We start from the raw sequence: 22,366 nt of genomic DNA on the forward strand, positions 1-22,366 counted from the left end.
CTGACAGTCCCGGTATGAGCGTTTCCTACGTGGCACGCCGCGCCGGCATTTCTCCCTCCCAGCTCTTCGCCTGGAAGCGCCGCATGCTTGAGGGCGGTCACGCAGCCGTTCAGGCCGATGAAGATGTTGTTGGCGCCTCCCAGGTGCGCGATCTGGAAAAGCGCGTGCGTGACCTCGAGCGCATGCTCGGCAAGAAGACCATGGAAGCCGAGATCTTGAGGGAGGCCCTGGATCTCGCCCGCCCAAAAAAACGGACCTCGCCCTTGCTGTCGTGGAGCAATCCCGAGGACGATACCCAATGAGCGTTATTGCCCGCACTCTGGGCGTCTCCAGGTCCAACCTCATCGAGCGCGCCAGCAAGCCATCCAAGCCGCGCGGACCTTATCGGAAGGCCGATGATGTGGCTCTTCTTGCCGAACTGCGCCCGATCATCGACCAGCGACCCACCTATGGCTATCGCCGCGTGACGGCATTGCTCAACAGGCAGCGGCGCAAGGAGGGCAAGCTCACCGTCAACACCAAGCGTGTCCTCAGGGTCATGCAGCAGAACGGGCTTACCCTTCAAAAGCATACCGCTCTGCGGCCCACGCGGACCCACGACGGCGTCGTCGTTGCCCTGCGATCCAACATCCGCTGGTGCTCCGATCATCTGGAGATCCATGCCCGCAATGACGAGGTGGTGCGCATCGTCTTCGTCATCGACGCCTGTGACCGGGAGATTATCGCCTGGTCGGCGGTCGCCAATGCTGGCATCTCCGGCGAGATGGTCTGTGATCTGATGATCGCCGCCGTCGAACGCCGCTTCCAGGCCCTCAGGGTCCCGCACCGGCTCGAATGGCTCTCGGACAATGGCAGCGCCTATATCGCCAGGCAGACCGCGCAAGTGGCCGCCGCTCTGGGCATCGAGCTGCTCTTCACCCCGGTTCGAAGCCCGCAGAGCAACGGCATGTCAGAAGCCTTCGTCAAAACTCTGAAAAGGGACTACGCCTCAACCGTCATCCTTCCAGACGCCGAGACCATCCTGGCCTTGCTGCCCGAATGGATCGACGATTACTGTGAGGTCCACCCGCACTCCGGGCTCAAGTATCGCTCACCACGCGAGTTCCTGCGCCTCAGTGCCTAAACCCAACCGCCGGCTGTCCGGTGAAATGGGGTCCACTCCAGCCGATGATCTTGAAGTAAGTGAAGTCGGTCTGCCACATCTGGTTGGGACGGCTGGTCCTGGTGTGGAACTGATCCGTCGCCTTGATCACAACATAGGCGGGGCTGGTGATCAGATCATGAGCCTTGAGAAGCCTGTAAACGCTGGCTTCCGAGATGAAGTAGCCCCTCTCGTCGGTGAACCGTACCGCCAGTTCCCGCGGGCTCAGCTCGGAGTGCTCCAGGGCCATCTCGATGATCTGGTCATGGATATCGGCAGGGATGCGGTTCCACACCCGGCTGGGGGCTGAGGATCGATCTTCCAGTGCCTCGGGGCCCCCATTGAGGTAGCGATCATACCAGCGATAGAAGGTGCGGCGGGGAATGCCCAGCCGGTCCAGTGTCTGTTTTGTTGGCAGGTGCGATTGTTCGACTAGCCGGATGATCTCGAGCTTTTCGGAAGCGGGATATCTCATTCCTGGTCGTCCCCATCCCCGATCATGCTTTTTTTGAGCAGGCGGTTTTCCAGCGTGAGATCGGCCACGCATTCCTTCAGAGCGCTCGCTTCCCGACGCAAATCCTTGACCTCGTCACTGGTGGCTGCACGGGCCGTATCACCGGCCAGGCGGCGCTTGCCCGCCTCCATGAACTCCTTGGACCAGGTATAGTAAAGGCTCTGGGCAATGCCCTCGCGTCGGCACAGCTCGGCAATGCTGTCCTCGCCACGCAGGCCGTCCAGCACAATCCGGATCTTGTCCTCAGCGGAAAAATGCCGCCGCGTCGCCCGGCGGATATCCTTGACCACCTGTTCGGCAGGCTTCTTCGTCTTCGTAGGTTTCGTCGTCATTCTGGCTCTTTCGTCACTCAGACGAGACCAGAACTCTCCTTAAATCTCAAACCTAATTCTGTGACAAAGGTGCTGAGGCCGGACAGGTTGTGGCATATCCCGCCGCGATCGATGAAGGGCAGGTCGAAGAAGGCCAAGCGCCGACCGCACACGATCCCACTTCCGCCGGCGGCGTGGTCGGTGGTGCAGCGGCAGCTCGATATCGAGACCACTTCGCCCTGGCTGTTTCCGCAGATTAGGGCGCGCCGCGCCGGCGAGGAGCTGACGCATATCAATCCGAGCACGCTGACGCACATGCTGGGTTGGCTGCCGGGCGTCTACGCCTCGCCGCATGATGTCAGGCGCGCTTTCGCCACGCATGGCGAGACGACGTTGGGCTTGCTGCGAACGGACACTGCGGCGATCCTCGATCACAATCCCGACGCCCGCGACGTGACGGGGGCGCACTATGCGCTGCACAACGGGACGCATCGGACGTGGCCGATCATGCAAGCGTGGACCGATGCCGTCGATGCCGAGATCGCCGGTGCCATGGCAGAGCTGGAATCGGTCGAGGCGCTGAAGGCGGCGGTGACGGCGGCGCGGAAGCTAGGTGCCGGTAAGGTATTGCTGGCAGCGGAATAGGAGAGGGTCCCGGAGGGTCCTCATCAGTCGCGCGGCAAAGGGTTCTCGGCGTGATGCGAGACGAAATCGCCGTCGCGCGTCGTCCAATACCCGCCCGCGAGCGGGTGCTTGAACACGTCATATCCACGTTGCTGGCCAAGAAAGATCAGACGCGTTTTATCGAGAGCGCGGAATTCGATTTCTTTCTCGGAGCGTTCGTAGGTGTCGTCGTTGGGCTGCTGTCTATCCATCTTTCTTCTCCTCAAACCTTAGGCCTGGGCGCAATCACCCAACAATCTCGCCCGTCGACGAGAACGTGCTTTTCGTCCCAGCTCGAGAAGCACTGCGCTCGAGCATTCTCACCCCCAAAAGTCGGCAGCCTGTCGCGATCGTAGAGTGACGCCGGCAGGCCGTGCCGAGCCGAATATTCGTCGGCGGCATTGAGCGCTGCGCACAGAGCCGGCAAGTCGCGGGCCTGGGTGAGGTCGCAGTCGGACCATGGAGTTTCTTTCAACGAGAGGAACTCCCCATGGTTTCGTCACCGACTGCCGCTCCCATCACGCCGCTCCGCCAACGCATGCAGCAGGACATGCTGATGCGCGGCCTGGGCGTCCACACCAGCACGATTATGTGCGTCACGTCCGGCGCTTTGCCGCCTTCTTAGGGCAGAGCCCTGATGTGGCCACGCCAGACGATATCCGCCGCTACCAGCTCTTTCAGCATGAGAACGGTGTCAGTCCCTCCACCATCAACGGCGCGGTCTCGGCTCTGCGCTTCTTGTTCGACGTGACGCTGAAGCGGCGGGATCTGTCGCGGGCCCTGGTGATCACCCGTTATCAGCGCCAGCTGCCCGACGTGCTCAGCATCGAGGAGGCGGCCCGGCTGCTCGAGGCGGCGCCAGGCATCAAGTACAAGGCCGCGCTCGGGGTCGCTTATGGCGCGGGCCTGCGCGTCTCTGAGGTCGCCCACCTCAAGGTCGACGATATCGATAGCGCCCGCATGCTGATCCGGATCGAACAAGGCAAAGGCCGCAAGGATCGCAATGCCATGCTCTCTCCCCAGTTGCTGGAGCTACTGCGACTTTGGTGGCGCGAGGGCAAGCAGCGGGGCGTCATGCTGCCCCATGGCTGGCTGTTTCCGGGGCGCTCGCGCACCGATCCGATCTCGTCGCGGCAACTGCATCGGGCGGTGCAGGAGGCGGCCGAGGTCGCCGGCATCCGTAAAAGGGTCAGCCCGCACACCTTGCGACACAGCTTTGCCACGCACCTGCTGGAGGAGGATGTCGATATCCGGGTCATCCAGGTGCTGCTCGAGCACTCCAAGCTTGAGACGACTGCGCTCTACACCAAGGTCTCGACCCGCACGATCCAGGCGGTCGCCAGCCCCCTCGACCGGTTAATGGCCCTGATGGAGGACAAGCCTCCGCCCGCCTGATCCGGTGCGTCACACCATCGAGGTAGCCGATATCTTCCGTTCTGCCGGTCCTGCCTATCGCGCCGTCCATGCCGGACACCTGAGCCTCAGCCAGCTCAAGGTGATGTCGGCGATCGAGACCTGCCGCACCGCTGCTCTGGGAGGTCATGTCGAAGCCTGTTCCGACTGCGGGCATCAGCGGATTGCCTACAACTCCTGCCGCAACCGGCACTGTCCGCGGTGCCAGGGCGCGGCAGCACGCATATGCTGCCGGTTGGTCGTCGGCTTCCCTGCTATGGTGTAAAATCGTACTGCGCGAGGACAGTCCCCTGAACATCACTGATGTGAGCGCTCATGAGCGCGACTGCAGCGGCGACGTCCCGCCTGCGGAAAGCGTACAGGATGGCATCACGTTCGCGTTCCGCATCCTGCACAAGATCCATCGATTCATTGGCGACGCGTCTGCCCAGTTGGATCTGTAGCGAAAGGCGCGATAGGGTCTCGACCAGAGCCTCGTTTTCCGAGAGCTTGGCAATCCGCTCGTGGAACATGCGATCTGCCTCGGCATACTGGTCCATGTCACCCTGTCTTCTCGCCGAAACAGCGCGCTCGAGTATTTTCTCGAACTCGGCGATGTCACGATCACTCATATTGGGGACGGCCAGTTCCACCGCGAAGCATTCCAAGCGCTTGCGCAGTTCGTACAGATCGTTTGTTTCTTTGCGCGAAAAAGTGCGCACGAAAAACCCGCGATATGGCCTGATCTCGATCAGGCCCTCCTTGGCCAGCGTGCCCACAGCCTCCCGGAACGGCGTGCGGCTCACGTTCAGGCGCCCGATCAATGCCTTTTCGTCCAGAGGGGCACCCGCCGGTATCTCCCCGGATATGATCATCCGGACGATTTCCTGGTAGGTGCGCTCCCGGAACGTCAGGTGTTGAACCGCACTCATGGCGAAGTTCGTTTGCACATTGTATGCAATTCCGATATTAAATACGCTAATTCTACTCGCTCCTCGCATTACACGGGAATCGGAGGAATTGAAATGGCAATTGTGTATATTGTAGGCACCTATGACACCAAGGGTGAAGAGATTGCCTACGCTGCCGAGCGCGTTCGCGAGGCAGGGGGGCAGCCGCTGATCGTGGACGTTTCCACCGCCGTTCCGGCCAGCGCTGGGGTCGATGTGACCGCCGCGGAGGTCGCTTCGTGTCATCCCGGGGGCGCCGGGAGGGTCTTGGGGTTGAAGGACAGGGGCGAGGCTGTTTCGGCGATGGCCGACGCCCTGACGGCGTACCTGTCCGCACGAACCGACATAGGCGCCGTACTCGGCCTCGGCGGCTCCGGAAACACAGCACTTGTAACCCGAGCCATGCGCGAGTTGCCCGTCGGTACGCCCAAGATCATGGTGTCGACGGTCGCTTCCGGCAACGTGGCGCCCTATGTCGGGCCCACCGACCTGACGATGATGTACTCGGTGGTCGACATTGCCGGCCTGAATGCGATTTCACGCCGCGTCGTCGGCAACGCCGCACATGCTGCCGTGGGAATGGCGAACCACACGGTGCCGCGTGCCCGGACGGACAGACCTGGACTGGCGATGACCATGTTCGGTGTGACGACGGAATGCGTCGCGCAGGTCCGTACAGAGTTGGAGCAAGACTATGAAGTGTTTTGCTTCCATGCGACGGGTGCCGGCGGGCAGTCCATGGAGAAACTTGTCGATTCCAGCCTGGTGGCGGGCGTGATCGATGTGACCACTACGGAGATCGCCGACCTGCTGGTGGGGGGCGTCTTTGCAGCTACGGACGACAGGCTCGGTGCGATCATCCGGAAGCGGACGCCCTATGTTGGCTCGGTTGGGGCGTGCGACATGGTGAATTTCGGCGCGAAGGACAAAGTGCCGGAACGATTTGCCGACCGTCTTCTCCACGTCCACAATGCCCAGGTCACCCTGATGCGCACCACTCCCGAAGAAAACCACCAGATCGGACGTTTCATCGTCGAGCGGCTCAATCGTATGGAGGGTCCGGTCCGTTTTCTGCTGCCGCTGCAGGGTGTCTCTGCCATCGATCGGCAAGGTCAGCCCTTTCACGATCCCCAGGCCGACCAGGCGCTTTTCCAAGCGATACGGGACGGCTGGAAACCGGCGCCCGACCGGCAGCTCTGCGAGTTGGACGCTCACATCAACTCGCAGGAATTCGCAGCGGCGCTCGTTCGTCATTTCCGTGACATAACCTGAGGACTCTTCATGACAAGAAAAACGCGTACCGCGATACTGGCGGACCTCCGCAATAAGATTGCGTCGGGGCTCCCCATTATTGGTGGAGGAGCCGGCACGGGTTTGTCGGCAAAAAGCGAAGAGGCGGGGGGAATCGATCTCATCGTGATCTACAATTCCGGCCGTTATCGTATGGCCGGGCGAGGCTCGCTGGCAGGCCTGCTTGCCTATGGCAACGCAAACGACGTTGTGGTCGAAATGGCGCGGGAAGTTCTCCCGGTGGTCAAGCAGACGCCCGTTCTTGCGGGCGTCAATGCTACCGATCCCTTCATGATGACCGATCACTTCCTTGAGCGCCTCAAGGCCATGGGATTTGCTGGCGTGCAGAACTTTCCCACGGTGGGCCTGATCGATGGTGTGTTCCGTGCCAACCTTGAAGAGACCGGCATGAGTTATGACCTCGAAGTGGACATGATCCGGCAGGCGGCAGCCAAGGATTTACTGACAACGCCCTATGTGTTCTGCGAAGCTGAGGCCCGCGCCATGACGCTGGCCGGCGCAGACGTGATTGTGTGCCACCTGGGTTTGACTACGGGCGGCACCATCGGCGCAGAAACGGCGGTGACGCTTGATCAGTGCATCGAAACGATTGACTCATGGAGTGCTGCAGTCAGGCAGGTACGGGACGACGTCATCGTGCTCTGCCATGGCGGGCCGATCGCCACGCCCGAAGATGCGGCCTATGTCCTTCAGCGCACCGACCGTTGTCACGGCTTTTACGGCGCCAGTTCGATGGAACGCCTTCCGACAGAGCAAGCCATTCGTTCTCAGGTCGAGGAGTTCCGGGCCATATCGATGGGCTGATCCGTCGTGGCGCTCAAAAAGTGCTGATCTCCGAGGAGGAGATCAGCATCGCCATTAGTTCAGAACGATGCGTTTGCCTTGGGAATAGGCAACCGCTTCCCACACCTTGGTGAGATGATGGGCGAACTCGAGTGTGCCAATGCTAACCGGCTGCTGCGAGAGTACGCAATCGAAAAAGTGCTTCAGTCCACCGAATAGTCCCTGTGTCATAACAGGCATGTTCTCTGGCGAATTCAAATGGTTCTGGGCCGCCCAGACCTGGGCTCCTTCACCTGTCAGGTAGCTGGTCGCATGAGAATATTTGAATTCGATACCGCGCTGGTGGATCAATTCACGAGAATTGACTATCTCGATGCTTGAGCTGCCCGCAACGGCAAAATATCGCTCGATCGGCTGAGACCCCGGTGCGTGCGCGGCCAGATGGAGATTGGAGATGGCGCCGCAGGCGTGCTCGATAATGGCCGCTCCACCGTCGTGGCGTCCCCTGTGCATTGTCACTGCCGTCGCAGGCCCCGCCAGTGTGAGCAGCGCCGACAAGGGATGACACCCATTGGCGAGCCACGCGTTCGGCTCGCCGGCTTCCACCAGCTCCACTATGTTTTCCGGCAAAGAGATCGGATAAAGACCCATCAGCGTCCTCAGCGGCGCGTTCTGGGCATCGCCGATGATTTCGAGTGCCTTGCGCGTGGCCGGCATGAAGGCCTTCTTGTACCCCACGACGCAGACGCGGTCACCGCGAGCCGCAAGCATGTGCTCGACCTGCTCCGCACGAGCGGCGGCCGGCTTTTCCATGTAGACGTGCAGTCCGTGACGGAACGCTGAAATGGCGAGTTGCGGATGCAGCCCGGCGGACACAACGAGCAGCACAGCTTCGATGTCCGCGTTGGCGTACATGTCTTCGGCGCTTTGATAGACGGCTCCGACACCGAACTGGCGAGCCACCTTCTCGGCGCGCGCGACGTCGACATCCGCGATGGCAGTAAGCTCGACAGGCAGGTAGCTCAGGGTGGGAAGGATGTTCCGGTAGGCATGGGATCCGACACCCACTATGCCGATCCGAAGCCGGTGTTGCGCATCAATCTGGTATTGCACCTTACTCGCCTCGTTCTCTGGATACTGTATGCATTAAGCCACGGGTCTGATCGTGAAGACGCAGCCTCGTCAAGTGACGATCTGCATAATCCTACACAAAGTTCGACCAGCTCAAAATACCAATTGCACACACTCAGCAACATTGTATATTGTATCTGAAAACCTGAGACGATTGGATGATCGGAACTCCCTTGAAGCTGACGATGCTGAACTCGATGGCAGGATCCGACTTTCCAGCGGCGCTGGATCGTCAGCGTGCACTGGGCATGTCGTGGCTCGATCTCAAGGATCAGATCTTCGGCACGCGGCTCGAGTTACTTTCCGACGAGCAGGCAAAGACCGTGCGCGAACTGGTTTCCGAACGCGCATTGAGCATTTATTGCCTCTCATCCGGGCTGGGCAACTATCCCCTGGAGATGGGCGAGAGCGCCTGGAGGGCAGAAGCCAATTCCTGCCTGGACAGAGTGCTCGCCGTGGCCAGGATCCTGCAGCCGACAGTTGTCAGGCTTCTGTGCGCCAGGACACATGAAGGATCTCCACAGGGACTTGGCGACATTCTGCGACGCTATCCGTGGATGGCCGCCGCATATGCGGACCTTTCAAAACGTATCGCCGACGCCGGCTTTCGGCCATTGGCAGAGAATGAAGCACACCACTGCGTGGTGGCAACGCCCCGCGACGCAGTGGATTTCATCGCTGCCTGCGATGCAGACGCCGACCTGGGGTTCATCTGGGACGTCCAGAACATGTGGCAGGTCGGAACTTTTCCCACCGTCGCCGACGTCGGCCTGTTGATGCCCGTTCTTGCGGGACTGCATCTCAAGGGCGGCGTTGCCGATGAGCACGGACGTCTCGCCAGGGCCAGCAATCTGCAAAGCGCCACCTGGCCGGTTCGAGAGATCGTGCGTGCGGTAATAGACACAGGCCTGGTGGACGTTGTCTGCCTCAACCCCTCGCATGGGGCCAAGGAGGCGGATTTCGACGTGTTCGCCGTGGCCGTCCAGGACGCGACCTTTCTGCGAAGCAATTTTCCCGAATTCGCTGCCTGATTAGCGGTTTGGGCCCAGCACATCTCCAGGGTGGGAATATGAACGAAGTGGTACTCGACGCAATTGGTGACCGGCACACAAGGGCGGTGGGCAGTGGCCTGGCCCATGACTTTGCCTGGGGCAAGATCGAATGGTTGGTGTCCGACAGCCTCAATCAGAATGCCGCCCTGACGCTCGGTCATGTCGAGATCAAGCAGGGCGCCAAGAATCCGCTCCACCTGCATCCCAATTGCGACGAGGTGCTGTACCTGCTCGAGGGTGAACTCGAGCACAGCGTCGACGGCGAAACTGTGCGCCTGACGCCAGGGTCAGCCATCTTCATTCCCGCCAACGCCAAGCATGACGCCCTGAATGTAGGGCAACAGACGGCGAAGATGATCGTCGCTTACTCTTCAGGCGACCGCCAGACGATAATGTTGGAGGAAGGAGAGGAATAGTAAGATAGAATACAATCAAACAATAAAAATAAGACATCCAAATTGGATGAGATGATCCGTAAATTCAGATCAGGAGGAGATACCATGAAGAACAAGGTTATTTGTATTTCTTTGGCAGCCATTGCTTTGTCGTCGACGGCATATGCTCAGGATTACACCCAGGCTCCCATGCTCGACGCTCTGGTGGAGCAGGGCGAACTTCCGCCAGTGGAGCAACGCCTTCCCACCAATCCGCTGGTCGTTGAGCCCGTCGACAGCATAGGTGTCTATGGCGGCACATGGCGCTCCGGACTGCGCGGGGGCAACGACACGGCCTGGATCGGCCGCACCGTCGCTTATGACGGCCTGTTGCGCTACCAGCGTGACTCTCGTGTGATCATCCCGAACCTTGCAGAGAGCTGGGAAGTGAGCGAGGACGCGCGTCGCTATAGCTTCAAGCTGCGCGAGGGCCTTCTCTGGTCGGACGGCTCGCCGTTCACAAGCGCTGACGTCGAATTCGCGGTGATGTTGCTGCAGGATCCGCAGTATCCCGCAACTTTCGGCTCGGTCTCCAGCACCGCCAACCCCATGACGATCGAAATCGAAGACGCGACTGCCTTCACACTCGTCTTTGAGGAGCCGAACGGGCTGTTGCTGGATGAACTCGCGAGCATCAACGGCTTCCAGATCGCATCCTTCAACAAGCAGTATTGCGGTCAGTTCTATCCTGGAGTGAACCCGGACGCTGCCGAGCTCGCGCAGGCGAATGGCTTTGAGACCTGGGCCGAGTACCTGGAAGACAGGTGCGCCTGGTTTGTCGAGCGGGAACGCTGGGCCAATCCCGAGCTGCCCATGATGACGGCCTGGGTTGTCGATGAGCCGCTTTCGCCCACCTCTACCCGCGTCACCTTCGAGCGCAATCCCTATTACTGGAAGGTCGACACGGAGAACCAGCAGCTACCGTATATCGACAGGCTCGAGATGCGGATCTCCGAAAGTATCGAAGAACTCACGCTCATGGCGCTCGGTGGCGAGATCGATTTCCAGGATCGCCACATCAACACCATCAACAACCAGCCGCTGTTCTTTGACGGACAGGAAGAGGGCGACTATCGGCTCGGCACCAGCGTTTCCGCCAGTTCCAACACGATGGTGCTGATGCTGAACCTGAACCACGACGATCCCCAGAAGCGGCAGCTTTTCCAGTCACGCGAGTTCCGCATCGGGCTGTCCCACGCCATCGATCGCCAGGAGATCGTGGACGTGGTCTATACTGGACAGGGCAGGCCCTTCCAGATGGCTCCGCGTCCGGAGTCGGTGTTCTATGACGAGGAAATGGCGACCCAGTACACCGAAGTGGATCTGGATAGGGCCGAGGAGCTCTTCCAGGAAGCCGGCCTGGTGAAGAACGAGTCCACCGGATACTATGAGTTCGAGGACGGCACGCCCTTTGAACTGACCATCGACTCCATCGCCGCCTATCAGCCCCAATGGGTCGACGTGCTGGAACTGATCCAGATCCAACTGGATCAGGTCGGCATCCAGATGCAAGTCAACAACATCGACCGCTCCCTCTATTACGACAAGAGGCCGGGCAACCAGTTTGACGCCCAGATCTGGGAGGGCAGCAGCATCGATTTCATGCAGGACCCTCGCCACTATCTGGCTGCCAATCCGGAAAGCGTCTGGGCGTATCGCTGGCAGGCCTGGTACAACGGCACAATGCCCGAAATCGCAGAAGAGCCTGTCGATTGGGCCAAGGAGCAGATGGAACTCTATAATCAGGTCAGGTCCGAAGCAGATCAGGATCGCCGCGAAAGCCTGATGCGCGAGATACTCGAAATCACCAAGGAGCAGTTCCCGGTCATAGGTATTTCGCTGCCGCCGAACGGGTACTACGTTGCACGCAACGAGCTCCGGAATGTCTTAGAGCCCATGCTTCACGCCTATATTTCTCCCACTCCGGCGTCTTATGAACCGTATCAGTGGTACTTCGCTCGGGATTGATACCCGCTCGGACCCGCCGCGGCCTCTCGCCAGGGAGGCCGCGGTCGCCATGGTTTCCTGTCTTGCAATGCCTGACGACTTTGGCACGTTGCCGCCACCTGTTCACCGATAGCTTGGCCGCCCGTGTCCCTACCGTAAACTTGGCCGCCGTTGCAGCCCGGGTCTGCGCCACACCGATCAATCCATCTGGGCCGGCCCTCTTCCGAAGGAGATACCTGTGGTGAGTTTTGTTGCACACCGTCTCATCGCCATGCTGCTAACCCTGTGGGCATTAAGCCTAGTGGCCTTTGCGATTATCCAGCTTCCGCCAGGTGATTATCTTACGACCTATGTGGCCACACTGAACGCCAGTGGCGACTACGTCGACCCGGCCACAATCGAAGCGCTTCGCCAGAGATACGGCTTCGGCGAGCCTTTCCTGACGCAATACTGGAAGTGGATGTCCGGTATCTTTACGCGAGGAGACTTCGGCCAGAGCTTCGAATGGAAGGCGCCGGTGACGGACCTGATCTGGGGTCGACTTGGCAATTCCATCCTGCTCGAAGGGCTGGCCGTAATGCTGATGTGGCTGGTCGCCCTGCCGATCGGCATCTATGCGGCGGTGCGCAAATACTCCCTGGGCGACTATCTCGCGACCATCGGCGGCTTTGTCGGCCTGGCCATTCCCAATTTTTTCTTCGCGCTGATCCTGATGTATCTCAGCTTCATCTGGTTTGGCGAAACCATCGGTGGGCTCTATTCGCCTGAATTCGAAGCGGCACGCTGGAGCCTGCCTAAGGTCTGGGATTTCCTCCGCCATGCTTGGGCGCCCATCCTTGTGCTGTCATTGGCTGGCACTGCCGAGTTGATCCGCATCCTTCGGGCAAATCTGCTGGACGAGCTCAAGAAACCCTATGTGACCACCGCACGCGCCAAGGGTCTGAGCGAATTCCGGACCATCATGAAATATCCCGTGAGGGTGGCCCTCAATCCGCTGGTCTCCACGATCGGCTGGCTGCTGCCGGCTCTGGTATCGAGCTCGGTGATTGTTTCGGTCGTGCTCAATCTTCCGACTGCGGGGCCGCTGCTGCTGCGCTCGCTCACGTCCCAGGACATGTATCTGGCAGGAGCGATCATCTTGCTGCTGGGCATCCTGACCGTGATCGGCACGCTGATCTCCGATCTGCTGCTGGCCTGGATCGATCCACGCATACGCTTTGGGAGCAAGTGAGATGGCAGTGGAAACGCTGAACGAAACCACCGCCCCAGGCTTTGCTATCCGCGCCAGGCGCGAGAGCCAGTTCGGACTGATGTGGCGACGTTTCCGGCAGCACCGATTGGCGCTGGTGAGCCTCTGGGTCGTGATCGCCTTTTACCTCGTGGCTCTCCTGGCAGAGTTTCTGGCACCTGCCGACCCTTCCGCCTACAGCGCCCGGTACACCTACGCGCCACCGCAAGGCATTCAGCTGTTCTCGACCAACGAGGATGGTTCCTGGCGCTTTTTTCCCCATGTCAATGGCTATGCCAGCGAGGTCGACCCGCTGGCGATGCGGCGGACGTTCGTCCTCGACCCTGAAGACGAAATTCCGGTGCAGTTCTTCGCGCCGTCGGAGCATTACAAGCTCGCGGGTATCATCCCAATGTCGATTAAATTCATCGGCGTCACTGAACCGCGGGCACCCTTCTATGTGCTGGGTGCGGACCGGCTGGGACGCGACCTATTGAGCCGGTTGATCCACGGCACGCGCATCTCCCTCTCCATCGGGCTGGCCGGGGTGACGCTGAGCCTGTTCTTCGGCATTGTGATCGGCGGTTTTGCCGGCTTCTATGGCGGCTGGTTCGACTCGGCGGTGATGCGCGTGGTGGAGTTCATCCGCTCCATGCCCACCATTCCACTCTGGCTAGGGCTGGCCGCGGCCATGCCAAAGGACTGGTCGGCGCTGCAGACTTACTTCGCAATCACCATCATCCTCAGCCTGATCGGGTGGACCGAGCTGGCGCGGGTTGTGCGGGGACGCTTCCTGAGCCTGCGGACCGAGGATTTCGTGACGGCGGCGCAGCTCGACGGTGCCAGCGACTGGCGCATCATCACGCGGCACATGGTACCCAGCTTCATGAGCCACATCATTGCGGCGGCGACCCTCGCCATACCGGGCATGATCTTGGCCGAAACGGCCCTGTCATTCCTCGGACTTGGGTTGCAGGCCCCGGTGGTGAGTTGGGGTACGCTGCTGCAGGATGCGCAGAACATCCGCACGCTGGCCTCGGCGCCGTGGCTGCTGACGCCGGGCATTTGCGTGGTGGTCATCATCTTGGCGATGAATTTCTTCGGCGATGGGCTGCGCGATGCTGCCGATCCGCACGGGAGATAATTCAATGCGCCGCGGCCTTCCGAAGCGGAATTTTGTTCGATCGCCTTGCTCCACCACGAGGGGTGGGTGTTCTTCAGTGATCAAGGAGGTCAATACATGACCCAACCTATTCTAACCGTTTCCGACATGTCCATCGTCTTCGCCTCGCCGGACGAGGCCGATATCGAGGCGGTGCGGCAGGTGGATTTGACACTTACGCCGGGCAAGACGCTGGCGCTGGTGGGAGAAAGCGGCTGCGGCAAGTCGGTGACGGCGCGGGCGGTGTTACGCCTGCTGGACAAGAATGCATCCATTCCATCCGGCCGCATCCTGTTCTCGCCGGAGGGGCAGGAGCCGGTGGACATCGTCAAGCTCAAGCAGGACAGCCTGCCCCTGCGCAGCATTCGCGGCAACCAGATCGCGATGATCTTCCAGGAGCCGATGAGCTCACTGTCGCCAGTACATACGATCGGTGACCAGATCGATGAGATGGTCATCATCCATGAGGGGCTTAAGCCCAAGCAGGCGCGCAAACATACGGTGAGGCTGCTCGACCAGGTGGGAATACCCGGCGCGCGGGAGCGAGCCAATGCGTACCCGTTCGAGCTGAGCGGCGGGCTGCGGCAGCGCGCCATGATTGCAATGGCGCTGGCATGTACGCCGCAAGTGCTGATCGCCGACGAGCCGACGACGGCGCTGGACGTTACGACGCAGGCACAAATCCTCGATCTGCTGCGCGACCTGCAGTCGGAGTTCGGCATGGCCATGCTGTTCATCACCCACGACCTGGGGGTGGTGGCGGAAATCGCTGACGAAGTAGCGGTGATGTATCTGGGGGACGTAGTAGAGCAGGGTAATGTGTATGACGTGTTCGCCCGACCCAGCCACCCTTACACGCAGGCACTGATGGCCTCAATTCCCAAGATGGCGCGTAAGGCGGACCGTGTACGTCTGAGCCCCATCAAGGGCAATGTACCCTCGCCGCGCGATCGTCCCGAGGGCTGTGCATTCACCAGCCGTTGTCCCTATGCGTTCGAACCCTGCCCGGATGTTCGTCCGGGCCGGACCGATGTCGGCAATGGGCATCATGCCCGCTGCCACCTGCTGACGCGCGCACCGGTTGAGGAGATAGCATGAGCACGCTGCTGACGGTGGAGCATCTTTCGAAACATTTCACGCTTTCGGGCGGATTGTTCGGGGCGGAGCGACGGCTCGAGGCACTGACCGATATCAACCTGACAGTGGAAGCAGGCGAGACCTTGGCCATCGTCGGGGAAAGCGGTTGTGGCAAGACAACGCTGGGGCGCTGCATTATCCAGGCGCAGCCCGCCAACGCCGGAAGGGTGGTCTATCATCCCAGGTCAGGCGGCGACGTGGAGTTGTCGGCGCTGTCGAAGCGCCAGCTAAAGCCTTGGCGGCAAGACATCCGCATGATCTTCCAGGACCCGATGAGCTCGCTGAACCCCAATATGCGGGTGTTCGACATTGTGGCCGAGCCGCTGCGCATTCATGGCCTTGCCAAGGGGCCGGAGCTCGAAGACCGCGTGATCTCGACACTGGAAAGGGTAGGCATTTCCGCTGATGCGGCCGGTCGCTATCCGCATGCTTTCTCGGGTGGACAAAGGCAGCGCATCGGCATTGCCCGGGCGCTTGTGCTCAACCCCAACCTGGTCATTGCCGACGAGGCGGTGTCAGCGCTCGACGTGTCCATTCAGGCGCAGGTGCTCAACCTGCTCGACGATCTCAAGCAAGAGTTCGGCCTCACCTATATTTTCATCAGCCACGACCTGGGCGTGGTGAACTACATCGCCGACCGCGTCGTGGTTATGTATCTGGGGCACATCGTGGAGAATGCGCCCACCGAGATGCTTTTTGATCGACCGCGGCACCCCTATTCCGAACTGCTGCTCGAAGCCCTGCCGATCGCCGATCCATTGCGGCGCAGGGGCAAGCGTGATGAAGTGCGGGGAGAAATTCCCTATCTCGGTAATCGTCCTCAGGGCTGTCCATTCCATACCCGCTGCAAATATGCCGCCGACCGCTGCCGCAGTGAAAAGCCCTCGCTCAGGCCCATCGACGGCACGGCGCAGCTGGCGGCCTGTCACTTTGCCGAAACACTTGATCTCAAGGGTGCGTACGAAGCGCCACCAAGGGCTATTGCGTAATGACCTACAACCCGGCCACCGCAAATCCGTTCTTTGGCAATCCGCTGCGAACGCGCGCTGATGTCGAAAAGGGCTTGCGTGATCTGCTCGATCCGTTGTTGCCATATTTCTCAGAAGGCGGCGCGCGCGTCCGGCTCGATGGTGCGGCTGCCCATTTTGACCGCGCCGCGGCGGACCTGGAAGGCTTTGCCCGGCCGCTCTGGGGCCTTACCCCTCTGGCGGCTGGCGGCGCCGACCTGGCATATTGGGATCTTTACCGGCAGGGCCTGGCCAATGGTACCGACCCAGACCATCCCGAATATTGGGGCCAGGTGAATTCGACCGATCAGCGGATGGTCGAGCTGGCCGCCATCGGCTTTACCATGCGGATGGTGCCACACCTGGTCTGGGAACCGTTGAGCCAAGAGGCCAAGGCCAATCTGGCGGCCTATCTCAAGCATGCGCGTCAGTCTGATTATGTAGACAACAATTGGAAATTCTTCCGCATTCTTGTCGATCTGGGGCTGGAAGAGTGCGGCGTCGACTTTGACCGAACGCTGACAGAGAAATACCTTGCAGAGCTCGACGGCTTCTATTTGGGCGATGGCTGGTATCGCGACGGCAATGTGCGCCGGATCGATCACTACATCCCCTTTGCGATGCATTTTTATGGGCTGATCTACGCCAGGCTGGCGCGTGGCGATGAGGCGCGCGCGGCAGCCTACAAGGAGCGCGCAAAACGCTTTGCCCAGGACATCCAGCACTGGTTTGACGAGGATGGCGGCACGCTGGCCTTCGGCCGCTCGCTGACCTATCGCTTTGCCTGTGGCGGCTTCTGGGGCGCGCTTGCCTTTGCCAATGTCGAGGGCCTGCCCTGGGGGAAGATCAAGGGCCATTTCATGCGCCATCTGCGCTGGTGGGCAGATAAGCCTATTGCTCATGGCAATGGCGTTCTTTCCATCGGCTTTGCCTATCCGCAGCTCCTGATGTCCGAGAGTTACAACTCAGCTGGTTCGCCCTATTGGGCGCTCAAGGCCTTTCTGCCGCTGGCTCTTTCGGCCGATCATCCCTTCTGGACCGCCGAAGAAGAGGAGGCCGGTTTTGACCCTAAGCCGGTGCCTTTGAAGCATCCGGGCATGGTGATGCAGCACACGCTCGGCAATGTTGTCGCGCTTTCAAGTGGCCAGCAGACTTGGCAGATGCGCCATGGCAGCGAGAAATACGCCAAGTTTGTCTATTCCAGCCGCTACGGATTTTCGGTGGAAGCCGACGAGCGCTCATATCATTCCGGCGCCTTCGATGGTGCGCTGGCCCTGAGCGATGACGGCCGCCACTACCGGGTGCGCGAAACCAATAAAACTGCAAAAATCGCCGAAAATTGCCTTCATGCGGTTTGGGAGCCATGGAGCGATGTCAAGGTCGAAACCTGGCTCATTCCCGCCAATCCGTGGCATCTGCGCGTCCACCGCATCACCACTCCGCGCGCGCTGCACGGCACCGAAGGCGGTTTTGCCATAGATCGAGCTGATCTCAACGTCGACGACTATGTGGACGAGCCGGGCAGGGCCGTCGCCCGCTCGAAAGCCGATCTCTCGGCCATCCTTGATCTGGCCGGGTCGCGGGAGGGGCGAGCCTTCCGCGCGTTACCCAACACCAATCTGATTGCCTCGAAAACCATTGTTCCACAATTGCGAGGCGACATACCGGCGGGCACCATCCTGCTCATGACTGCGGCCATGGCATTGCCGGCGGGGCAGATCGCCGAGGCTGCTCTGGTCAGGCCGCCGCAAGCTCCCGACCTCGCGGCGCTCGAGGCGCTGTTTCTGCGCGAGGGTGTGGATGTCAGCGCTATCCTTGTGCCGGAGCGTCTCTGATGCGGCCGCACCTGATCTTTGCCTTCGACCCGGACAAAACCGAGCACGTGTTTCCGCCTGAAACGCTGGAGCGTCTGGGCCGAAGCTGCACGATCCTATCACCCGATCCCCTTGCAAGTTTTGCAAGCCCCGAGGCGAGGCAACTGCTGAGCGAAGCGAACGTGCTGGTCAGTGGCTGGGGTTGCCCCAGACTGTCGCCGGAGGTTTTGCGAGCGGCGCCGTCGCTACAACTCATCGCCCACGCGGCGGGCACCGTGAAATATACGATTGACCCCTATGCTTACGCGGCTGGCATTCGCGTCACCCATGCGGCCGAGGCCAATGCCGTTCCGGTGGCCGAGTTCACGCTCGCCGCGATCCTCTTCGCCAACAAGCGGGTGTTCGAGCTGCGCGACCTTTACCGCGCCGACCCGACGCGAAGAACCGCCTCTCAATTGATGGATCAGCCCATTGGGAATTTCCGGCGCACGGTAGGCCTGATCGGCGCCTCGCGCATCGGCCGGAAAGTGGCCAGCCTGCTAACGGGATTTGATGTCAACGTGCTGCTCTACGATCCTTTTGTTGAAGCAGGCGACCCTATCGCCAAGGAGGCCGAACTGGTCGACCTCGATACGCTGATGGCCCGAAGCGACGTTGTCTCGGTGCACGCACCATCGCTGCCGAGCACATGGCGCATGATCGGGGCGGCACAACTGGGTCGCATGAAGGACGGGGCCGCCTTCATCAATACGGCGCGCGGGGTCCTGGTGGATGAGGCGGCGCTGGTGGCCGAATTGCAGTCGGGGCGCATTCAGGCGGTCATCGATGTCACCGACCCCGAAATCCCGCCGCAAGATTCGCCGCTCTTTTCCCTGCCCAATGTGTTCCTGACGCCGCATGTCGCCGGCGCTATCGGCACGGAACGGGCCCGGCTGGGCCTGATGGTGGTGGAGGAGATCGAGCGTTACGCTCGTAGCGAACCGCTGCTGTACGAGATCGAGCCGGAACTGCTGGAGAGATTGGCGTGATGGAGGAGGCCCCCTCATCCGGCGCTGCGCGCCACCTTCTCCCCCAAGTGGGACAAGAATGATTCTGCGCGCCGATACTGTCCCTCTCCGGGGGGAGAGGGTGGACTGGCCGCAGACGGAGAGGAGTGAGGGGAGGCTTGGCCTTTAGGAACGCTCCAATTCCTGACTTGACATCCCGCGGCTGCAGGCGTGGAGGAGGTTGAAATCGGGCTCTTACCGGGCGCCTATCAAGTACACAAGTCGGGCGTTGCCCTGCGCAACTTTGGGCTGGCGCACTACAATATTTTGGCAGTGGACTAGCTTGAAGTGCTGGACAGCCGTCCGCTGCATTAAATTGCTGCGGTTGGCCTCCACATTGGTTGTAACCGAATAAAGGTTGCACACGCTCAGTTCTCCGGGACCGGGTAGCCGTTGGCGACAAGAATCTGGTCGATATCCGCGCGCTTGGCGGGATAGACATCCCGGACTTCCAGCAACAACGACAATGTGGATTCGAAAGCCGCCAGAGCGTTTTCCTTGTCACGCCCTGCCTGGAAATTATGGCCGTGCGAGCGCAGTGCGGCCGCGCACCGCTTAATAAAATCGTTGGCTTCACGATCGGACATGGTGTGCAGTGGACGCAAGGGAACGCCGTCGTTATCCGCCTCATCCGGCTCAAGGCCAAGCGCTCGAAACGAAACGGTATTGGGCACGCGAACCATCAGTTCATCGCCTCGAGCTGGCCGGCAATCGCCTCGTCGATATAGTCCTCGATTTCCATGAACAGCGCCGCAATGACAGCCCTGCGCTCAACGTCATTGTTGGCCTCGGTGGCCTCGATCCCGAAGACCTCGCTGCGCAGCTTGTGATCTGAACGCAAGGCAAAGCCAACCCGGAACTCGATGAAGCCATGGTCGCTCCAGAGATCCACCATAAAAGTCTCCACATAGAGCTTGTACTGCTCGATCAGGGTCGAGCTCAGTCGGTCGACATACGCCTTCTCGATGCCATGCTCCTCGGATCGGTGCGTGTTCAGTCGACCGCCCGCTCTTGCGACCAGCAGCCGGAGCAGGGTCCGCAGCGTGTCACTTAGTGGCATGAAGCAGATGGCCGACACACCATAAAGCCGTCACAGCAACGTTCCGCTTTCCCGATGACCGCTTCTGTCACTTTGAAAACCGAAAGCGGACCGACCGGAATCCACCACCCCATAACAGCCATTTAACTGATCGAAAGTGAAGCTTGGAGCATCAAGCTTCATGTTTCTTGCACAGATGGCAGCAGCACCAAACTCCACTACGCGATAAGTGAAGGTTTTCGAGTAGTGATGTTGCCGCCATCCTTAGCGTCGTACCGGAATCGCACAATGTCCTCGCGCGTCACATCGTGCGCCAAGTCGATCTGCAAGTTGGATCTGTCGATCTTGTAAAACGTGGTCGCCATGGACCGGTCTATTTTGCTGGGCGCCTTCTTACGTCAACAAAAAAATGACCGCCCGGCCGGAGGTCCAGACGCGAGCGGTCGTGAAGTGCAAAATGCATAGTCTACAGTGTTCTATATAACTGTTACCCATGCATAGAACAACCATGACCGGATCACGCGAAGCGGCGTGATCCATTGCGAGGGGGTAACGGGGGTGTCATGGGTCACTGCGCTATCGCAGCTCGAGCAGCCTGCAGCGACGGGATCGGATGCAGGCTTGGAATGAACGACGGATCGCGATGCTCGTCGCGCAACGACATTCGCTGCGCGATGGCGAGCTTGGACTGCCTGCGATCGTAGCCTTGCCTGTCGACGAGAATGACGAGTGCTGTCTCGACCAGTTCGGCGATGGACAGTAAGGCGTCAGTCTGAGCGCCTGACAGCACGGCATCTGCCATGTTGAAAGCGAGAGCCTCGACGATCGCACCATCGACTTTCGACGTGAGTGGCTTTCCCAGCGCAGCCATCTTCTCGCGCCGGCGGTCCTGCCGTGCCCTGCCAGCCGCCAGTGCCTGTGCTCGCTTCTGTTTGTTCGTCCTTGCCATAGTCCGAGCTTTCCCCGGGATGCAGCAAGCTACAAGACGTGATTTTTCACGTTGGCGGCCGTGAGACGGTCATGCTGCAAAGTCCGGAATCGAGCGGGGGTGGCAGCCGGCGAGACTTCGTCAGTGGCGGCGCAGAGCAATCCCATGCCAGCAATGGACGGCGTAGCGCTTTGCGCGCAAAGCGCCGTCCAATCCCCTCAAAGACCCAGACAGCGTAATGCGCCATCAACGCCAACAAACATTCCCACGCCAATGCCATGCTATCATCGACAGTGGACCGCTAACGTCTGACACCGCATCGCTTCGCTCCTCGCGCGCGCGTCTGTTAGCTAATTAAGAGTCTGATAGCTTAGTGTATAGGACCGACAAAAAACAACCGATGGCCTTGAAATGTGCTCATAGCATAGGGATATTCCATCTTGACCGTTGTTTATTGTCAGCAGGCCAGCAATGCCTCGTCCGATCCAGCCCATCAATGTCCCGTTGCCTATTCTTGGCCATGCCCGATACGCGGCAGCAGGCGACATCCGTGGTAGCAGTCGTCCCTCGGGCAAGGGCTTCACAGGCGACGACATCCTGCTGTTCTGGACGATCCTCGACGGCGCTCGTTCGATCAGCGGTGAACGTCTCATCCTGCTCCAGCCGCGGGTCAAAGCCGCGACCGGCCGTGAGCATCTCCCACGCGTCGAGGCATCGCTCGAGCGGCTGCGTGGGACCGACTTGATGCTTAACAACAACGTCATGCCCTGCATCAAAGGCTGGACGCGCGAAGGCAGCACGTGGTTGATCGATATCGACAGACGCGTCATCGCCCTCGTCGAGGAGGCCTTGAATGCCAAGGCCATGGCGTCGATCACGCCTTCAGCCGTGCGCGGCCTGTCGTCGAGGTATTCGATGGCCTTGTTCGGTCGTTGGGCGGCGTGGGAGGCTTCGGACTATCCCTCGCGGGATATCGACTTCAGGACGACAGGCGGGGCGCTGCCGGCCTACAACGTCCGCGTGCCCTTAGATCGCCTGCCAGACGTGTTCGGCTATTACGATATGTTGCGCCCGTCTGAGATCCAGCGGCTGCTTGCCACCGCCTCCGCGACATGTCCACTGCAGCGCGAGTTGTACAAAGCAGGCTTCGCCGTCGACACCTATCTCGAGCGTGATGGAATCGATCAGCGCGTCCGTGGGCTCGACATATGGCTGTCGAGGATCACACTGGATGGCGGCCTCGGTCCGCTCAATGCCAGGGCCCGGCACCTCGGCATCGCGTCCAACGCCGCTCGCGAAGCCCGAGATCGGAATCTCATAAAAAGTGACCGATCGGATCCGTGAAATGTCCGGGGTTCCGGGGCATAGTGCCTGCC

20 protein-coding genes and 3 pseudogenes are annotated in these 22,366 nt (G+C 60.4%); 16 read left to right on the plus strand and 7 right to left on the minus strand.

The window, feature by feature from the left end; genetic code table 11:
- Window positions 1-8: 8 nt before the first annotated feature.
- Window positions 9-1,123, plus strand: a pseudogene (locus KIT02_RS02985) (IS3 family transposase); the annotation flags it as partial.
- Between the two features lie 37 nt (window positions 1,124-1,160).
- On the opposite strand, the pseudogene KIT02_RS02990 reads toward KIT02_RS02985, so the two are convergent.
- Window positions 1,161-1,987 (minus strand): annotated as a pseudogene (locus tag KIT02_RS02990) (transposase); the annotation flags it as partial.
- Window positions 1,988-2,098: 111 nt separating this feature from the next.
- Here KIT02_RS02990 and KIT02_RS02995 point away from each other — a divergent pair.
- Window positions 2,099-2,611, plus strand: coding sequence for a hypothetical protein (locus KIT02_RS02995; protein WP_297582060.1), 513 nt, complete (start codon window positions 2,099-2,101; stop codon window positions 2,609-2,611).
- 23 nt (window positions 2,612-2,634) lie between these two features.
- Here the strand turns inward: KIT02_RS02995 and KIT02_RS03000 are convergent, their stop codons facing one another.
- Window positions 2,635-2,841, minus strand: coding sequence for a hypothetical protein (locus tag KIT02_RS03000; RefSeq protein WP_297582061.1), 207 nt, complete (start codon window positions 2,839-2,841; stop codon window positions 2,635-2,637).
- Window positions 2,842-3,268: 427 nt separating this feature from the next.
- Between KIT02_RS03000 and KIT02_RS03005 the strand changes: the two genes are divergently transcribed.
- Together KIT02_RS03005 and KIT02_RS03010 are read left to right on the plus strand one after the other, a co-directional pair.
- Entirely contained in the window at window positions 3,269-4,024 is a 756-nt protein-coding gene (locus tag KIT02_RS03005) for a tyrosine-type recombinase/integrase (RefSeq protein ID WP_366520578.1), read from the plus strand.
- A 4-nt stretch (window positions 4,025-4,028) separates the two neighbouring features.
- Window positions 4,029-4,265, plus strand: a pseudogene (locus KIT02_RS03010) (transposase zinc-binding domain-containing protein); the annotation flags it as partial.
- 31 nt (window positions 4,266-4,296) lie between these two features.
- Here the strand turns inward: KIT02_RS03010 and KIT02_RS03015 are convergent.
- Window positions 4,297-4,953: a GntR family transcriptional regulator gene (locus KIT02_RS03015; protein WP_297582062.1), complete on the minus strand. Its 657-nt coding sequence runs from the start codon at window positions 4,951-4,953 to the stop codon at window positions 4,297-4,299.
- A 93-nt stretch (window positions 4,954-5,046) separates the two neighbouring features.
- Here KIT02_RS03015 and KIT02_RS03020 point away from each other — a divergent pair, with 93 nt between their 5' ends.
- Both KIT02_RS03020 and KIT02_RS03025 read left to right on the plus strand, forming a co-directional pair.
- Window positions 5,047-6,243 carry a Tm-1-like ATP-binding domain-containing protein gene (locus tag KIT02_RS03020; RefSeq protein ID WP_297582064.1) on the plus strand — a complete coding sequence of 399 codons (1,197 nt, stop codon included), beginning with the start codon at window positions 5,047-5,049 and terminating at the stop codon, window positions 6,241-6,243.
- Window positions 6,244-6,252: 9 nt separating this feature from the next.
- Entirely contained in the window at window positions 6,253-7,086 is an 834-nt protein-coding gene (locus tag KIT02_RS03025; RefSeq protein ID WP_297582066.1) for a phosphoenolpyruvate hydrolase family protein, read from the plus strand.
- 54 nt (window positions 7,087-7,140) lie between these two features.
- On the opposite strand, the gene KIT02_RS03030 is transcribed toward KIT02_RS03025, so the two are convergent.
- Complete coding sequence (locus tag KIT02_RS03030; RefSeq protein WP_297582069.1) at window positions 7,141-8,178, minus strand: Gfo/Idh/MocA family oxidoreductase; 1,038 nt, start codon at window positions 8,176-8,178, stop codon at window positions 7,141-7,143.
- A 191-nt stretch (window positions 8,179-8,369) separates the two neighbouring features.
- On the opposite strand from KIT02_RS03030, the gene KIT02_RS03035 reads away from it, so the two are divergent.
- From KIT02_RS03035 to KIT02_RS03075, 9 genes are all read left to right on the plus strand, one after another.
- On the plus strand, window positions 8,370-9,227 hold the full coding sequence (locus tag KIT02_RS03035) for a TIM barrel protein (protein WP_297582071.1): 858 nt from the start codon (window positions 8,370-8,372) through the stop codon (window positions 9,225-9,227).
- Between the two features lie 38 nt (window positions 9,228-9,265).
- Window positions 9,266-9,664: a cupin domain-containing protein gene (locus KIT02_RS03040; RefSeq protein WP_297582073.1), complete on the plus strand. Its 399-nt coding sequence runs from the start codon at window positions 9,266-9,268 to the stop codon at window positions 9,662-9,664.
- An 84-nt stretch (window positions 9,665-9,748) separates the two neighbouring features.
- Window positions 9,749-11,650 (plus strand): ABC transporter substrate-binding protein, encoded by a 1,902-nt coding sequence (locus KIT02_RS03045; protein WP_297582076.1) that lies wholly within the window; start codon window positions 9,749-9,751, stop codon window positions 11,648-11,650.
- Window positions 11,651-11,867: 217 nt separating this feature from the next.
- The gene (locus KIT02_RS03050; RefSeq protein ID WP_297582080.1) at window positions 11,868-12,860 is read left to right on the plus strand and encodes an ABC transporter permease; all 993 of its coding nucleotides are present in this window, start codon (window positions 11,868-11,870) and stop codon (window positions 12,858-12,860) included.
- A 1-nt stretch (window position 12,861) separates the two neighbouring features.
- Window positions 12,862-14,001 (plus strand): ABC transporter permease, encoded by a 1,140-nt coding sequence (locus KIT02_RS03055; RefSeq protein ID WP_297582083.1) that lies wholly within the window; start codon window positions 12,862-12,864, stop codon window positions 13,999-14,001.
- Window positions 14,002-14,097: 96 nt separating this feature from the next.
- The gene (locus KIT02_RS03060; RefSeq protein WP_297582085.1) at window positions 14,098-15,117 is read left to right on the plus strand and encodes an ABC transporter ATP-binding protein; all 1,020 of its coding nucleotides are present in this window, start codon (window positions 14,098-14,100) and stop codon (window positions 15,115-15,117) included.
- The gene (locus tag KIT02_RS03065; protein WP_297582086.1) at window positions 15,114-16,145 is read left to right on the plus strand and encodes an oligopeptide/dipeptide ABC transporter ATP-binding protein; all 1,032 of its coding nucleotides are present in this window, start codon (window positions 15,114-15,116) and stop codon (window positions 16,143-16,145) included. Before KIT02_RS03060 ends, KIT02_RS03065 begins: the two co-directional genes overlap by 4 nt.
- A complete protein-coding gene (locus tag KIT02_RS03070; RefSeq protein ID WP_297582087.1) occupies window positions 16,145-17,998 on the plus strand; it encodes a DUF2264 domain-containing protein in 1,854 nt (617 codons plus the stop codon). Before KIT02_RS03065 ends, KIT02_RS03070 begins: the two co-directional genes overlap by 1 nt.
- The gene (locus KIT02_RS03075; RefSeq protein WP_297585089.1) at window positions 17,995-19,005 is read left to right on the plus strand and encodes a hydroxyacid dehydrogenase; all 1,011 of its coding nucleotides are present in this window, start codon (window positions 17,995-17,997) and stop codon (window positions 19,003-19,005) included. Before KIT02_RS03070 ends, KIT02_RS03075 begins: the two co-directional genes overlap by 4 nt.
- 386 nt (window positions 19,006-19,391) lie before the next feature.
- Here the strand turns inward: KIT02_RS03075 and KIT02_RS03080 are convergent, their stop codons facing one another.
- The 3 genes from KIT02_RS03080 to KIT02_RS03090 form a co-directional block, all read right to left on the minus strand.
- On the minus strand, window positions 19,392-19,706 hold the full coding sequence (locus tag KIT02_RS03080; RefSeq protein WP_297582089.1) for a hypothetical protein: 315 nt from the start codon (window positions 19,704-19,706) through the stop codon (window positions 19,392-19,394).
- The gene (locus KIT02_RS03085; protein ID WP_297582092.1) at window positions 19,706-20,083 is read right to left on the minus strand and encodes a hypothetical protein; all 378 of its coding nucleotides are present in this window, start codon (window positions 20,081-20,083) and stop codon (window positions 19,706-19,708) included. The genes KIT02_RS03080 and KIT02_RS03085 overlap by 1 nt, the downstream gene beginning before the upstream one ends.
- A gap of 547 nt (window positions 20,084-20,630) precedes the next feature.
- The gene (locus tag KIT02_RS03090; protein WP_297582094.1) at window positions 20,631-21,011 is read right to left on the minus strand and encodes a hypothetical protein; all 381 of its coding nucleotides are present in this window, start codon (window positions 21,009-21,011) and stop codon (window positions 20,631-20,633) included.
- A gap of 450 nt (window positions 21,012-21,461) precedes the next feature.
- On the opposite strand from KIT02_RS03090, the gene KIT02_RS03095 reads away from it, so the two are divergent.
- Window positions 21,462-22,334 carry a hypothetical protein gene (locus KIT02_RS03095; protein ID WP_297582096.1) on the plus strand — a complete coding sequence of 291 codons (873 nt, stop codon included), beginning with the start codon at window positions 21,462-21,464 and terminating at the stop codon, window positions 22,332-22,334.
- Window positions 22,335-22,366: the final 32 nt, after the last annotated feature.

Origin of the sequence: Devosia sp. (genome assembly GCF_025809055.1) — a bacterium.
In the GTDB taxonomy this organism is placed as follows: Bacteria; Pseudomonadota; Alphaproteobacteria; order Rhizobiales; family Devosiaceae; genus Devosia.

Coding starts and splice junctions, on each gene's coding strand:
- KIT02_RS02995 (WP_297582060.1), top strand. CDS start 2,099: ATGAAGGGCAGGTCGAAGAAGGCCAAGCGCCGACCGCACACGATCCCA.
- KIT02_RS03000 (WP_297582061.1), bottom strand. CDS start 2,841: ATGGATAGACAGCAGCCCAACGACGACACCTACGAACGCTCCGAGAAA.
- KIT02_RS03015 (WP_297582062.1), bottom strand. CDS start 4,953: ATGAGTGCGGTTCAACACCTGACGTTCCGGGAGCGCACCTACCAGGAA.
- KIT02_RS03020 (WP_297582064.1), top strand. CDS start 5,047: ATGGCAATTGTGTATATTGTAGGCACCTATGACACCAAGGGTGAAGAG.
- KIT02_RS03025 (WP_297582066.1), top strand. CDS start 6,253: ATGACAAGAAAAACGCGTACCGCGATACTGGCGGACCTCCGCAATAAG.
- KIT02_RS03040 (WP_297582073.1), top strand. CDS start 9,266: ATGAACGAAGTGGTACTCGACGCAATTGGTGACCGGCACACAAGGGCG.
- KIT02_RS03045 (WP_297582076.1), top strand. CDS start 9,749: ATGAAGAACAAGGTTATTTGTATTTCTTTGGCAGCCATTGCTTTGTCG.
- KIT02_RS03055 (WP_297582083.1), top strand. CDS start 12,862: ATGGCAGTGGAAACGCTGAACGAAACCACCGCCCCAGGCTTTGCTATC.
- KIT02_RS03060 (WP_297582085.1), top strand. CDS start 14,098: ATGACCCAACCTATTCTAACCGTTTCCGACATGTCCATCGTCTTCGCC.
- KIT02_RS03065 (WP_297582086.1), top strand. CDS start 15,114: ATGAGCACGCTGCTGACGGTGGAGCATCTTTCGAAACATTTCACGCTT.
- KIT02_RS03070 (WP_297582087.1), top strand. CDS start 16,145: ATGACCTACAACCCGGCCACCGCAAATCCGTTCTTTGGCAATCCGCTG.
- KIT02_RS03080 (WP_297582089.1), bottom strand. CDS start 19,706: ATGGTTCGCGTGCCCAATACCGTTTCGTTTCGAGCGCTTGGCCTTGAG.
- KIT02_RS03085 (WP_297582092.1), bottom strand. CDS start 20,083: ATGCCACTAAGTGACACGCTGCGGACCCTGCTCCGGCTGCTGGTCGCA.
- KIT02_RS03090 (WP_297582094.1), bottom strand. CDS start 21,011: ATGGCAAGGACGAACAAACAGAAGCGAGCACAGGCACTGGCGGCTGGC.
- KIT02_RS03095 (WP_297582096.1), top strand. CDS start 21,462: ATGCCTCGTCCGATCCAGCCCATCAATGTCCCGTTGCCTATTCTTGGC.